Below are 14,719 nucleotides of genomic sequence, written 5' to 3'. Positions count from 1 at the left end.
GCAAAGTGTATTTATAATTTCTTATGTTTCATTATGTGGAATCTATTATGTTATGATAAAATCCATAGATTACTTTCTTAGTACAGTACATTATTTTACATTCTTTCTGTTCATGCTATTTTTAGGTATACTGCTATTTTCTATTCTGAGATTGTTTTTAGATATAATTACAATTACCTTGAAAAGTAAGAAGTGAACGTATCTCAAATAAATAGTTGCCAGTATTACAAACATCCAAAAGGTAAATTGCAATTAGATTTAATGAAAACAAGTTTAAATACGATATCAGGGAATTGAGCTATTAAATTTCCACAGAACAAAAACTAATGTCAAAAACACCCTTAAAAATTATCACCTGCCTACTTGTAATAGGGTTTAACTTAATAGCTTGTAATGCTCCTGCGGATATATCAGGAAGATTAGAAGGTATAGAAAAGGAAGACATAAAAGTTTATTTAATTGAACCTGAAACGTTACAACAGGTTGCAGCTTCTTACTTAGGGAAAGTCATAGATTCTGCTATAGTAGAAACTGATGGTAGCTTTGAGTTCCGCAACGTACCTAAAAATAAAGAAACTGTATTGTTAGAATTAGCCGTGCAGCCCACAGGAAAAGCTGGAAATTATTTACAAAATGATGATTCTAATAGGGCTAATTATATGCCTATTGTTTTAAAATCTAGAGAACCGCTTCATATTACAGCTAGGGTTGATGAATTTCAAAAGAGTTTTAAAATAGAAAACCCTTCAGAAATAAATAATGCTTTGTTAGCCTTAAGAGATATTAAAGCGAAAGCTTACCAAACTTATCTTGCAGAAAAGCATTGGCAAATAGAAGAAGGCAATGAATTAATGGAAAAAGAACATGCTATTTTACAATATAAGACAGCATTAATGAATTTTGCAGATACCACGCAACACCTTCTGCCTGCGGTGGTAGCGACAAGATGGGTAAGTCCAGAGAATGATTATGAACGTGTGCCTGAATTTTTAGTGAATCAATGTGAAAAGTGGAATAAAAAACAATCTAATAATCCTTGGGTGCAACAGCTTTGTAAATTAAGTGAGCCGGAAAACTTACCTGTTTTAATAGGAGACGAATTTCCTAATCTCATTCTTCCTATGTTAACACAAGAAACGCTACACTTGAAAGAAGTCTTGGGTAAAAAGCTCACAATTATAGACTTGTGGGCATCATGGTGTGCTCCTTGTAGGTTAGAGAACCGTAAAGTTTTAGTACCGCTATGGGATGAATATCACGACCAGGGTTTACAAATAGTTGCCTATGCATTAGAAAGTGATGAAGCAAGCTGGAAAGCAGCGGCAGAACGCGATGGCGCAGATCGTTGGTACCAAACATCGGATCTGCAGGGAGATGATGCACCTTTTTTGAAGAAAATTCGTGTTCGTACAATTCCAGCTAATTTTATTCTTGATGAAAATGGTGTCATCATAGCTAAGAATATTCACGGAGAAGATTTAATGGATTTGGTTAAAAATCATTTTAAAAAGTAAAAAGCATTTTACCCAAAAAACTTCTCAGACCATTTATATGGAAGCAATAAGTCCCATCGTTAATAACTAATTAGAAGTACGGCTATATGTGTTTGCTTTGAGATTTGTAAAAAACGAACTTCGTTTTCAACAATGGAAAATCTAATTAACTACATACGGTCAAGAGCAACCATTTCGCAAACGGATATTGATCTGATCAAAAAGTATTCCGTGTCGGAAAAAGTTCCTGCGCAAACCATTCTCTTAGAAGCAGGAAAAGTAGAACGGTATATTTATTTCTTAGATACCGGTATTGTAAAGGGATATCAGAATATTGACGGAAAAATAGTTGTTCAGCATCTCGTAGCAGAGCAAGATTTCTTTACATCGCTAGAGAGTTTTATGACAGAGACTCCGTCAATGGATTATTACGAAACTGTAACCGCTGCCACCCTTGTAAAAATAGCAAAGCCGGACTTTGATCTGTTACAAAGAGAGACCAGTTTCTGGGCAATATTTGTAAAAGAAGTCACCAATGAGCATTTAAATTGTAAACTAGAACGTGTAAAAGACTTTCAGATTTTAACTGCAAAAGAGCGGTACCAAAAATTTGTACATCAGTACCCAACATTAGCTTTAAATGTATCAATAGATAATATCGCTTCCTTTTTAGGAATGGAACCGCAATCGCTAAGTCGTATTAGAAAACAAATCGCTTTCTAACAAATGTTATTTCTTACCAATTAAAAGTCACGGAAATTTGCCTAAGCAAAATTCAAAAATAGTATGAGCAAAGAGATATCATTAGTAACAGGCGGTACCGGACATTTAGGAAACAACTTAATACGATTATTACTTGCCAATAATCAAAAGGTTAGAACAACCGTTAGAAATACGAATAATACCGCACCTTTTAAAGGGTTGGACTGTGAGATTGTACAGGCAGATATAACTGATAAAGCCTCTTTAAGAAAGGCATTTGAAGGGGTCACCAATGTATACGCAGTAGCGGCTAATTTTAGTATGTGGGCAAAAGACCCAAAATCTGAAATTTATGATAACAACATACAAGGAACCCAAAACGTTTTTGATGTCGCTAAGGAATGTGGCGTACAGAATATTGTATACGTTAGTTCTGTAGCCAGTTTAGATTTCACCAAGTTACCCGCCAATGTAGCTAATGGCTATAATAAAGATCGAAGAAACTGGTATTTTAATTCTAAGAATGATTCCGATAAACTAGCAATAGCTTTAGGTAAAAAATACGGTATTAGAACGGTTTTGGTTTTACCTTCTGCAATGGTTGGTTCAATAGCGTTTAAACTTAGTTATTCTAACAATTTGGTACTACAAGTATTAAATGGGGAAATACCTGTAGATACTAGTGTAACCTTAAATTGGGTAGATGTAAAAGATGTTGCATTAGGTATGTATAATGCCATGACAAAAGGCAGGGATGGCGAGCGCTATATTTTAGCGAATGAAACACATACTACCTTACAAGAGAGTGTAAAAATTGCAGCAGATCTATACCCAGAACTAAAGTTAAAAATGCCTAAAAAAGTACCTAAATGGCTTTTGTATGGTGTAGCTGGGTTAATGGAATTTAGCAGTAAGCTAACCGGTAAAGAACCCTTGTTGCAACGACATTACTTAGATATGTTTTATGGTTTAAAACAAGACTATGATATTAGTAACTCTAGAGAAGAATTAGGCTTTAACCCTAAATCTTCTATAAAGGCTTTGGAAGATGCGCTTACGTATTTAAAAAACGACTGGAAAGAACATAATGCAATCTAAATTGTATTAACCCATTCGTTAATAACTTCTTACAAGTCTGGTTGTAAGTGTTTGCGCACAATTTTACAAAAAGCGAACTTCGTTATCATCCGCTAAAAGGAATTGAAACTCCTCTTAGCTCCTCGTTGTAACAAATTTGAAAAAAGAAATTTACATACCATTTATTTTGATTTTAATCTCATCATTTACTTTCGGACAAAATCGAAAGCTAACTGATGAACAGCTAAATAATAGTACGGCTGTGCGCATAAATCTTGCTAATCAGAATACATGTGAAGAAATTGACGGATGGATTGAATCGGATTTTGCAAATGGAATAGTTTTCTTATTTCTGCAAGGCGGAGTTGCACCTATTTCTTACAAATCTGATAAGTCATTTGAACGCAAATACGGAATCTATTTTTACGACTTTGGTTGTATAATGGCTTCTGAAAAATGTACTATTAAATATAACTCTAAAGTATTCGATTATCTGACCGAAAAAAACGGAAGAAAATGGCTAAAAAAGATTCGCAAAGATGTAATTGGACTTAAAGAATGGAAAAGAGCATCACGTGAAAAATAAAACTTGTTACAACAAAAGTAACCGTTGCACTAGCCTATAATTAGAAATAATTACTATCGATATAAGCCTCTTCAAGGGGCTTTTTTTATGCTAAGCTAGAAGTTGAGCGTGAATTTTCGGTGCGCCGGAGAAGTGCTTTTCAGGTAATGAACCATGCTTTTTACGAAAACCGTAAAAGCAAGCCTTCCCGCCCCACTTTTGGAGCGTTTCTTTTCAAATTTCAGGTACTTTTTGAGGTTGTAGGCGATCGCCGAGAGGTGCATCACCTTGTTCGCCTGTGCGAGCCCGACGGTATTTATCTTCCTCAGTCCCATGAACTGGGTCAGGGTACCAAAAACGGGCTCTACCGTACTCTGTCGCTTGCCCTTCATATACCGCCCCAGTGGGCTCTCCACCCGTGCGATGTTACGAAAATATTCCGCCCGGTAATAGGTAACGCCGAACTTCTTCTCCTGTGCGCTTTTGCCCAGACAGCTACTGCGTATCGGGCACCCGGTGCAGATATGCTTTCTTGCCCGGTATTCCTTCTTTCTTGTTCCCGTGCGGTAATCCCTGAACTCCTTGGTGAACGGTATCGTTTTCCCTTGGGGACAGCGGTAGCTGTCCGTCCCCTGGTCATAAACGAAACCATCGGGACCTCCCTTGAACGTTCCGTGGGCGGGTATGAAGCTCTTCAGCCCCCTGCTTTCCAAAAAGGCATAGTTCTCGCCACTGCTATAGCCCGTATCGGCCACGCAGTTCTCAAAAACGAAGCCCTGCTGCCATAGGCGCCGCTGTAGGCGCTTTACGATATCCTGTAACTGCTGGTTGTCCTTGCCATCGGCATGGTACGCCCTGATATCGGTAATTACATGATGGGCGGTATCCACGCTCAACTGACTGAGGTAGTTCAGCTTTCTTGCCTTGCCCGGCTTTACGCTTATTCTGGCATCGGGGTCGGTAGGACTGTAATGGGTCTTGTTGCTCGTATACTTCGCTCCCTTGTTTCCGGCGCCAGGTCTTTGATCCTGGTCCTTCGCCCATTTTTTGTTCCTGCCCTTTATAGCACCAAGTTCCTTAGTGTTGGCACTGATGCTACGCTGCCCCTTATCCGACCTGTCGCCCTTGCTCTTGCGGTGTGGCACTTCCTTGTCCATGGCGCTGATAGCACGTACCTTCCGTAAATGCTCGTCAAGTTCCTCTTCGGGCACCTTCAGCTCCAATGTATCCATACTCGCATTAGCCTTTACCGGGGCAGAATCTATTGCTTGAGTATGACCGGAAACCATCCCTTTTTCTACACACATACTCAAGACATTGGTGAATACTTCTTCAAATACCGATTCAGGAAAAAGTTGACGGGTACGGCTTATGGTACTGTGCCAGGGAAGTTCCTCGTCAATGTCATAGCCTACGAAAAAAAGAATATCCAAGCGCATCGAACAATGGGCGATAAGCTTACGGTCGCTGATGATGTTCTCCAGGTAGCCCACAAGGCAAAGCTTGAAGAAGACCACGGGGTCTATGCTCTTTTGACCACTCTCACCGTAATAGCCTTTGGTCAGATTATAGAGTAAATCCAAGTCCAGAACCTCTTTTAAACGCCTGTAGAAATTGTTCTTAGGTATACGCTCGCTCAATTGGAAACGGGCGAACAATTTTTCCTGGTAATCCTTTTTTCCCTGCATAGCTAAAGTTAAGCAAAAACAGTATTTTTATCAAGGACTTGTGCAACAGGCACAAAACCTAAACGTAATGCGGACTTTAGGGCTAGTTCTGAAGGTCTGTGTATATTTATAAAGTCGCTAAATCTTATGGATTTAGCTTTGGACAAGTAAAAAATAAAACTAAACAATAAGCTTTAGCTTCGTGCGCAGACGGAAACGAAAAGTTTCCTTGCCTCCGCACTACGCTTAGCTCAAGCGATAACGAAACTCACCAACTGCCCTCTATTCTTTTCTTCTATCCATTTACCTATAAACTTTTTGGCACTGGTTGATGTAAATAAATATCTTAAAAGGCAAGCAATTAGATATATCTAGATGCTTGCCTATATACTGGTATAAAATTATTCTCTTTCTATTCTTGTGTAATAAGTCTAATGCTATTATTACCACTATCAGCAACATATAAATTCCCATTAGTATCTATAGATATACCTCTAGGTTGATTAAACATGGCCTGGCTACCTATCCCCGAAGTAAATCCGGAAATACCATTGCCCGCCAAAGTTGTTACAGATCCTAACATATCAATTTTTCTAATACTATGATTTCCTACATCAACTACATAAAGGTTGTCTTGGGAATCAATAGTTATCCCTTGAGGATAATTAAAGCTTGCAATAGCTCCAGTTCCGTTTGAAAAACCAGAAACTGTGCTACCAGCAAATGTGCTTACATCCCCAGAAGTACTTATTTTACGAATAACATTATTACCGTTATCGGTAACATAAAGATTTCCATTAGAATCTACAGCAATATCCTTCGGGTAAGAAAACTTTGCAGATGTTCCATTACCATCTACATATCCTGAAGTACCATCTCCGGCAATCCTACTAATTTCACCTGAAAAAGCAACCTTTAAAATACTGTGACTTGAACGTTCAGTTATATATAAATTATCTTCATCATCTATTGCTAAACCATCTGGGTTAAAAGAGAAATTTTGACCTAAAATGGGAATAAGTTCTGAGCTGTTTAAATCAAGTAATGTAGTTACTTCTCCAGAAGGCGTTATAGCTCTAATACTGTTATTAAATAAATCTGCTACATAAATATTTCCGTTACTATCTGATGTTATCCCCACTGGCGCATCAAACTGAGCATCTTGTCCAGAGCCGTTGGCAAATCCGTAATTGCCGTTGCCTGCTAGTGTAGTAACTGAAATGCCTGCTAATAAATTATCTATAAATTCATAAGTTACTTTTCTGACACTATTATTTCCTGTGTCCGATACATATAGATTACCATCTACACCTACGGTAATATCATTAGGTCTTGAAAACTGGGCAATACTAGCGCTTCCATTAACAAAGCCACTATCAATACTGCCAGTAATGATACTGACGTTTACATCAGAAATTTCATAATCAAAAACGAAACCATCAAATTCTTGTTCACCAATTATAATTTTGACTATTCCAGAATATGCCTTTGGTGGTAATACAGTTGTAATAGAGGTCTGATTAACTTGCTGTACTTCAGCTTCAATATCATCAAAAAAGACTTGTATATTTTCAATATTTGTTCCAAAGTTATCACCCGTAAATGTTACAATAGTATTTTTTGGTCCATTGGTTGGTTCCATAGAATCAATGGTAATTTCTTCATACAAAAATTTGGCTATATAATCTTTTGTAGTACTATCTTCAGCCGTTACTGTATAAGTAACATCAGAATTAAAATTTTGCACACCAGTTGGGTTAATTGAGGCAAATTCTGAAATTTCAATCGTTGGCACAAGCTCAGAAACGTCCAATCCGTTGGGTGCATTTATTGTTATAGTTCCTTCATTTTCATTCACAACAGCAAACAGGCTGCTATCTAGTACACTATTATTTGCTTTTTCAAAACTAAAACTGATTATAGACTTTTCATCACTTTTCAAAATTTCTGGATCACTAGAATCTTCTTCTTTACCACAACTCATTGGTAAAATGATTAAAATGATCAAGATTGTTCTAAATAGATTTTTCATGTAATATCAGTTTTTTAAAAGATATTATTTCAAACGACATCATTATTTAGATATTGTTATTAAAATAACTTAGTATTAGCCACTACCCTCAAATTATAATTTTCCATAAAATTATTATCCACTATTCTTCTCCTCTATCCATTTACCCATAAACTTGGTAGCGGTCATTGTTTGGTGCTATGGTAGAAAATAAGCTAATATTATATTACAAAAATGGCTAAATTCAGTTGAGATTTATAGCAAACCAATATATTTATAATAGTTCCGTTTGGTTATTATGAAAAAAATTATTCTAGTATTAATTCCAATTATATTTGTTGTCATTTCTTGTTCCTCAGATTCATCAGAACCTGTTGTGTCAAAACCGGAATCAGAAAATCCTACGGAAGAAGAACCTATTGAAAATGAAATTTATTTTACTTTAAACGTAGATAATAATTATTATTCTGAAAATAGCGAATCTTGGTTAGTTGTAAATGATGCCAATAACGGTGATGTTTTAGACTATATCCAAATAGACAATGGAGCTTCTGTACATTTTGAAAAACCTATGACAACCGCTATTCATGATAATAATATCAGTTTAATTAATGTTCGAAATTATGAAGGAAATACATATATAAGTATTTCAACATTTTCTTCTGTAAGTGACGGTTCTATATGGAATTTAGTATCTGGAACTCCAGTAAATTTTACATCAAGGGGAAATGCTATAGGTGCACTAAAAATTAATGCTAACAATTTGAATTCTCCAGCTTCCTATACTTTATCAAATAAATATGGATCTACTTTATCAGGCGGTTCTAGTGAAACTACAGTAAATCAGGTTACGAATATCGAATTTGAGAACATTCCTCTTTATCAAGAGAATCGTTATTTATTTTCTATTTATGATACTAATGGAGATGCAAAATATAAATTTTTGGATGACCTAACCGATGGTGAAACTATAACTTTTAATAGTTCAGAATTACAAAGTTATGACGAAATTGTACCGTTATACTTACCTGATGGGGGCGAATACTTCTGTAATATTGTTGGTTTTGAAGAAAATCAAGCTTACAATGAAGGAGGTGGTTATCTTTTAAATTTATTGTTACCCTTTGATAATAAAAAAATAACCTCAAACAATATCAATTTAGGATATTTAAATACTCTCGATAAATATATAACTACTTTAAATTACACAAATGGTAATTTCGATTATCTATATTTAAAATATGGTGATAGACCCGTTGGATTTCAATTAGCGGATATTGACTATTGGAATGTAGATGTAACTAATGATGCTATAAATAATTTTCAATATAATGGACCTTCATCTAATAGTTTCAACAGACAAAGTCACCACTTCCAATCTTCCGTAGGAACTAAAGATGTAGACTATGTAGAAGTTAACTGGAATTTAAACCAAGGAAAATATTATTACGGTTATAATTACGAATTACCTGAGGAAATTTTAAATAGATATCCTAATTTAGAAATTAATAATCTTAATTACCAAGGAAGTTCATTCTATTTACATGAATATAGTTATTTAGAATATATTGATGCCAAGTATGAAGAACATAACCCAGATTTTCTTTTAGATAAAGAAATAATTAGTGTAAAAAATTAGATTCAAATTTAAATATTATACCTTATTCTTCTCCTCTATCCATTTCCCCATAAACTTGGTAGCGGTCATAGTTTGGTGTTGTAATAAAGATCCGGTGAAGTTTTGTGCTCTATGATGGGTCAGGTTTTTTTGAAGTTGTATTACTTTCTCTAGAAATACACTTTCTAAACTTGTTTTAGCGTACAGCGTATTGATCAAAGTTTTTCCTTGGTTTTGTGATTGTTGCCAGGTATCTTTCACTGTATATAAACGAACTGCTGCTGCAACAAAAGCGGTGTGGTCATTTTCTATATAACCGTTCCAATCCAAAATGCCGGCCATGCCTTCTGCACCAAGGGTCGTAGTAACACTAGGCGTACCATTTTGCATTGCAGAAATCAATTTCCCTTTAATGCCGGCACCAAAACGTAAGGGAGCCAAGCATACCTTAGCGGTACTCATAACATCATCAACAGCTACTGCCCTGCCCTCTACTAGAAATCCGGTTACAGGATTATGCATTTCTAAAATTTGCTGAGGCAAGTAAGCACCATACACATGTAATTTGGCATCGGGCAATTGTTTATGAACTAATGGCCAAATAGTGGTTTTTAAGCATTTAACCGCATCTATATTGGGTGCATGTTTTCCGCCACCAATGAAAATGAAATCGGTTCGCTCATTAAATGAGTTCCATTTGGTGTCATCGGTAATCTCATCGACCATAAAAGGAAGTAACAACAATAGACTTTCATCTATTTTAATAACATCGGTCAATAATTCTAATTCATAGCTAGAGATAATTAAAGACAGATCACAACGGTAAATACTCGCAATTTCCCGTTTGGTTTTATCATTTATCAACCATGCATCTGTAGTAAACGGAATATCTTTTTTAAAACATTGTTCACGCACATGACGAAGGCTGTGTAAATCTTCGGTATCTAAAATCCGTAAAGCATTTGGGCAGTTTTCAGCCACACGCCACCCAAATTGTTCTTCGGTCAAAAAACGATCAAACAACACCACAGCAGGATTCAAATCTTTTACAAATACATCAAACGAAGCATCGTTCATTTTTATATCCTGCGAGTTGTAACTTAAAAGTTCAACATCCGCAGAATACTCCGACTTAGATGCGGCAGAAGTAATGGTTATGGAATAGCCTTGCTTTTTAAATACTTCTAACAATTGCATCATTCGCACTCCCGCGGCCGTAGAAGCAGGTTCTGGCCATACAAGTGCTATTACGAGAAGGGTTTGGGTATTTTTCTTTAAGTACAAAGTCCGAAGTATTAAGTACAAAGTACGGGAATTGGTTGTTGGTTGACAAGTTTTTAGTATCAGTAGGCAGTTTCAGTTAGCAGTACTCAGTTTTAATTCTGTCTTTGCGAGGAGTTTTTCGCGACGTAGCAATCTGTTGAATCCTTGTAAATAAGTACGTTTTAGTACCTCTGTCAGTTCGAGTGGCTTTTTAGTTGTAGCATAGCGAAAACCAAAAAGTTGTATCGAGAACCTTTGGTACACAAATAGGCTCTCGATACTAATTTCTAATACCTCGAAATTCACTTGAACCGACCATTCATTACATAGTATGTAGGTGTGTCCCGAAGAAACAAATAGCCGCGCTATGACGAACAACCAACAACTAACTTCCCGAAACCCCTATTTCATCAAGTACCACTACCCCATAATCCGTTTGATCAAAAATAAATTTAATGGATGCTACATCTTTCGCGGCAAACTCAGGGTTAGCGGTTATAAAGCGTTGCATTGGTAAATGGTAGGTCTGTAATTGCACTTCCCAATCTTCTCCAATCATATCTTTATCCAAGAATTTGAATTTGGTAAACCTTGTCTTTAACTGTTTGGTAATGCCTTTAATCTCATTAATTTTCATAGCACTTGTGTGTCCAGATGCATCGGTTAGTTGAATAGTGAAATCTAGCTGTGGCACTTCGCGTTTATCTTCATCTTTCTTTGCTTCTTTTTGCGCTTCGGTTAAATTGATATCTAACCATTCATGATTTCCTGCACCCAACGTAAATTGTAATGTTGAATTTGTTGTAAACGCACTAGCATCATTAGCCGAGAGCATCAATTCATAAACACCCATATCCGAAGAACTAGCAGAAGTTTCGGCATCCCATCCAAGAATAACAGCATTGTTTTCTTGGCTTCCTTTATCTCGAGTTGGTAGATTTTGCTCTTTCCAAAGTGCTAAATGGCTCGTTTGTATTTTTGTGTCATCTTTTGCTGTAGTAACATCTAAATCTTCTTCAAAATCAGCAATAGTATGAAAATTAGATGGCTGAAAAGAAGTTAAATAATGTTCTACGGGCAACCATTGCTTCGCTATAGAAACATCTTTAAATAGTGTACGGTATTCTTGATTGTTTTTTAAAGAGGCTTCCGCAAAAGCACTAATAAATACTTTAGCGGCTTCTTGTTGTTGTTCTTCTTTTAATAACGGATTTAAGTTCAATAACCATTTGGATGGGGCTCCAAAATCTGAATTTCCCCACGTGGAATTAAACTGACCATGATTGGCATGGTGAATATATACCCCAGATTTAAATCTGGAAATAGAATCTGTATACTGCAAACGACGATAGGGTCTCATACCCCAAAAACTCACTTCATCTGCATCATAAGAACCCTGTATACTCAAGAAATTGATGTTGTTCAATATAATTTTTCGGTCATATCTATAATCCGTTGGTGCAAGTGCAACCACCCCTTTGATATTAAAATTGAAATCGAATGTCTGTTTTGCTTGATCAGGAAAATAGGGCAACGGATTATAAGCTGCTGCAATAGAAACTGCTTCGCCACCACGAGAATGACCAACTAGCATAATATTTTCCATATCTACTTTTTTGGATAGCTCATGTCCTTCTTCTGTATTCCAATTTCTCCATTGTTCTAAATGCTTTAAAAGTAACCATGCACGAGCGGGCATTTCTTTACCCCTAAAATCTCCAGACCAATGTCCGTTTAAAAAATTCTCATCCACCGACACTGCTATAATACCTCTACTTGCCAATAATTCGCCGAGATATCCATAGCCATCATCAGAGTAATCTATCATGCTATGATTGCCATGCACGATTAAAGTTAACGGAAATGGACCGTCACCCTCGGGCATATAAACCCTACCATTTAATGGAAAGTTTTCTGCACCGAATCCCCAATAGCGTTCACGCCATTTCTTCTTTTTATCGATCCAGTCGGGAATCAACCATGTGGCATCTACAGTATTGGTTTTATAAGTAATTCCCGTAGCAAATTCTTCGCGTTGTTCATCGGTACCGCTACCATACGTAAATGTCTTAACGGTATAAGGACCTAAAGCAGCAGGGTTATCTAAAGTCGCTTCCGAGGGGAGAAAATTAGTATTAGTTGAAAAAGCTAGCGGGACTTCTTTTTCATAAGGATCAGCACCGGATCCAGCTAAAATTAATAATACATAGCCAACACCAATTCCCATTATGAGAAGAAAGGCGCTTGATCGAAATGATCTTTTTAATTGAAATCTATAAATGGCGATACAAAATAGAATCCCTAAAGTAATTATGCCACTATAGAATACTATTGGCCAGCCAAAACCAACATACTTTAAAATGATAAAAACTACAATACCGCTTAGAATTGCAGTAATAGATTTTAGCTGAATACTTTTTAGTCCTTTGCCAATGAGGTTAAGTAATGTGAATACACTTAAGTTAATTACCAGACCTAAAAAAATGGCAAAGATCATCATTATAATGGGGTGCCAACCGGTTAAAAAATGATAACCGACAATAGCATAAAAAACAAGAGTTAGAATTAAAATAAGGGTAAATAAGCGATTCTTCATTGGTAGGGAATGTTCTAGTGGTTCTAGCACATGAATTTAACCATGTTATGTGGTTATTAATCATGGTCTGGACATTTTTCAACATCCAATAATAAACACCGCCCTAGAATAAAGAATTGACAATTAGATCAACATTAATTTTCAATACCTAATCCCCGTAAAAATCACATCTTAGCTGCGAACATCTTAGAGATTTTAGAACGTAATTTTCGTTCGTAATCTTCCTCTAGCCATTCTTTGTAGTTCTTTGTATTGTTCATAATACAATATGAATATTGGCGTACACGGTATTTAATTTCCTCTTTTAGTTTTTTGGCCAGAATACGGGCATCAAAAACATCTTCAGAATTCTCTACACAAATTTTTGCGTGCTGGTCTATACTTTTTTCAAGCACCAGTTTAGATTTCTCTCCGTTAGCAAAACTCTTTTTGTATTCCGCTTTAATGTCAAAATCAATATCTGTAGAATTCGCAAATTCGGCGCGTAAATCTGCCGGCATTTCATAAACGAATTCACGTTCTATCTCTTCATCGTTCTTTATATTTTCCAAATAGAAATCTGGGAAGTGGAAAATCTCTTGCCAATCGATACCTGCATTCCACAGACCAAAACGGGCAACATTGTTCCCCATATCAATAACATTGAATTCCTCTTTATGTGGCAAATATCTAGACCCACGACCGATCATTTGAAAATATAGGGTAAGTGAGCGTGTTGCACGGTTTAGAATAATGGTTTCTACACTAGGCTCATCAAAACCAGTAGTTAAAATACTTACCGATGTTAATATGGCATCGGGCGTTTCTTTAAACCATTTTAAAATCTCTTTACGTTCACTTGCATTGTTCTTATTGTCGAGATGACGAATATTATACCCAGCCTTCTTAAACGTTTCGCATACGTACCTAGAGGTGTTTATACCATTATTAAATATAAGAGTCTTGGTTCCTTTTCCTATTTCATTATAGGCAGCCACCAGTTTATTCAGCATACTATGGTTACCGTATAATTCATCGGAAGATTTTACGGTATAATCTCCACTAATACCCAGTTTAAGGGTTTGCAGACTTACATCGTAATTATACATATTCGCTTTGGCCAAAAACTTCTTTTGAATCAAGGAATCTATAGACTCGCCCACAATCAACTTTTTATAGTTGTCTTTCATGGGTAGCTTAATATTTGAACTCAACGGTGTTGCGGTAACCCCAAGAATAACGGAATTTTCAAAAAACTTAAATAGTTTTCGAAAAGAGTTGTAATGTGCCTCATCTATAATAACAAGACCGATATTGTTTATTTCAATCTTCTCTTCTTGTAGACGGTTGTTCAGCGTTTCTACCATAGCTACAAAACACATGAACTCGTCTTGGTCTTGCCATTCTTTTACTTCGCTGTTTATAATCTTGTTCTTAACTCCAAAGCCGTTCAGCATTTTAGAAGTCTGCTGACTTAATTCTATACGGTGGGTAAGTACAATTACCTTCTTATTGGTCTTTGCAATATAGCGCTTGGCAATTTCAGAGAATACCACAGTTTTACCACCACCAGTAGGTAATTGGTATAGTAAGTTAGAATTATCCCCATTCTCATCTAGATACTTAAAAATAGCATGTAGATCTTCCTCTTGATAATCATATAAGGTTTTCTCAACGGTCTCTTTCTGTAATTTCAAAAGGTGGTAGGCTTAAATAGATTAATAATGCAAAAACCTTATAAAATTATG

The 14,719-nt window shown here is 36.2% G+C and carries 10 protein-coding genes; 5 read left to right on the top strand and 5 right to left on the bottom strand.

What is annotated here, in order from left to right:
- The first annotated feature begins 326 nt into the window (after positions 1-326).
- From P178_RS22725 to P178_RS0115005, 4 genes are all read left to right on the top strand, one after another.
- Complete coding sequence (locus tag P178_RS22725) at positions 327-1,514, top strand: TlpA family protein disulfide reductase (RefSeq protein ID WP_027066982.1); 1,188 nt, start codon at positions 327-329, stop codon at positions 1,512-1,514.
- A gap of 132 nt (positions 1,515-1,646) precedes the next feature.
- A complete protein-coding gene (locus P178_RS0115015; RefSeq protein WP_027066981.1) occupies positions 1,647-2,216 on the top strand; it encodes a Crp/Fnr family transcriptional regulator in 570 nt (189 codons plus the stop codon).
- Positions 2,217-2,279: 63 nt separating this feature from the next.
- The gene (locus tag P178_RS0115010) at positions 2,280-3,293 is read left to right on the top strand and encodes an NAD-dependent epimerase/dehydratase family protein (protein ID WP_027066980.1); all 1,014 of its coding nucleotides are present in this window, start codon (positions 2,280-2,282) and stop codon (positions 3,291-3,293) included.
- 136 nt (positions 3,294-3,429) lie between these two features.
- Complete coding sequence (locus P178_RS0115005) at positions 3,430-3,858, top strand: hypothetical protein (protein ID WP_027066979.1); 429 nt, start codon at positions 3,430-3,432, stop codon at positions 3,856-3,858.
- 95 nt (positions 3,859-3,953) lie between these two features.
- Here P178_RS0115005 and P178_RS22185 read toward each other — a convergent pair whose 3' ends face one another.
- Positions 3,954-5,525: an IS1182 family transposase gene (locus P178_RS22185; protein ID WP_036145646.1), complete on the bottom strand. Its 1,572-nt coding sequence runs from the start codon at positions 5,523-5,525 to the stop codon at positions 3,954-3,956.
- Between the two features lie 391 nt (positions 5,526-5,916).
- Positions 5,917-7,536 (bottom strand): IPT/TIG domain-containing protein, encoded by a 1,620-nt coding sequence (locus P178_RS22720; RefSeq protein WP_051638328.1) that lies wholly within the window; start codon positions 7,534-7,536, stop codon positions 5,917-5,919.
- 277 nt (positions 7,537-7,813) lie between these two features.
- Here P178_RS22720 and P178_RS0114990 point away from each other — a divergent pair, with 277 nt between their 5' ends.
- Positions 7,814-9,154, top strand: coding sequence for a hypothetical protein (locus tag P178_RS0114990; protein ID WP_027066978.1), 1,341 nt, complete (start codon positions 7,814-7,816; stop codon positions 9,152-9,154).
- Between the two features lie 15 nt (positions 9,155-9,169).
- Here the strand turns inward: P178_RS0114990 and P178_RS0114985 are convergent, their stop codons facing one another.
- The 3 genes from P178_RS0114985 to P178_RS0114975 all read right to left on the bottom strand — a co-directional run bounded on the left by P178_RS0114985 (position 9,170) and on the right by P178_RS0114975 (position 14,668).
- On the bottom strand, positions 9,170-10,417 hold the full coding sequence (locus P178_RS0114985) for a glycosyltransferase (protein WP_027066977.1): 1,248 nt from the start codon (positions 10,415-10,417) through the stop codon (positions 9,170-9,172).
- A 364-nt stretch (positions 10,418-10,781) separates the two neighbouring features.
- The gene (locus tag P178_RS22175) at positions 10,782-12,992 is read right to left on the bottom strand and encodes a hypothetical protein (RefSeq protein ID WP_155941656.1); all 2,211 of its coding nucleotides are present in this window, start codon (positions 12,990-12,992) and stop codon (positions 10,782-10,784) included.
- Positions 12,993-13,156: 164 nt separating this feature from the next.
- On the bottom strand, positions 13,157-14,668 hold the full coding sequence (locus P178_RS0114975; RefSeq protein WP_027066976.1) for a DEAD/DEAH box helicase: 1,512 nt from the start codon (positions 14,666-14,668) through the stop codon (positions 13,157-13,159).
- Between the last annotated feature and the right edge of the window lie 51 nt (positions 14,669-14,719).

Origin of the sequence: Maribacter sp. Hel_I_7, assembly GCF_000688315.1 — a bacterium.
Classification (GTDB): Bacteria; Bacteroidota; Bacteroidia; order Flavobacteriales; family Flavobacteriaceae; genus Maribacter; species Maribacter stanieri.
This window is presented reverse-complemented; position numbering and strand designations above follow the sequence as displayed.

What these genes read in the sequence shown, in the direction of transcription:
- P178_RS22185 (WP_036145646.1), bottom strand. Translation starts at nt 5,525, where the DNA reads ATGCAGGGAAAAAAGGATTACCAGGAAAAATTGTTCGCCCGTTTCCAA.
- P178_RS0115010 (WP_027066980.1), top strand. Translation starts at nt 2,280, where the DNA reads ATGAGCAAAGAGATATCATTAGTAACAGGCGGTACCGGACATTTAGGA.
- P178_RS22175 (WP_155941656.1), bottom strand. Translation starts at nt 12,992, where the DNA reads ATGAAGAATCGCTTATTTACCCTTATTTTAATTCTAACTCTTGTTTTT.
- P178_RS22725 (WP_027066982.1), top strand. Translation starts at nt 327, where the DNA reads ATGTCAAAAACACCCTTAAAAATTATCACCTGCCTACTTGTAATAGGG.
- P178_RS0114990 (WP_027066978.1), top strand. Translation starts at nt 7,814, where the DNA reads ATGAAAAAAATTATTCTAGTATTAATTCCAATTATATTTGTTGTCATT.
- P178_RS0115015 (WP_027066981.1), top strand. Translation starts at nt 1,647, where the DNA reads ATGGAAAATCTAATTAACTACATACGGTCAAGAGCAACCATTTCGCAA.
- P178_RS22720 (WP_051638328.1), bottom strand. Translation starts at nt 7,536, where the DNA reads ATGAAAAATCTATTTAGAACAATCTTGATCATTTTAATCATTTTACCA.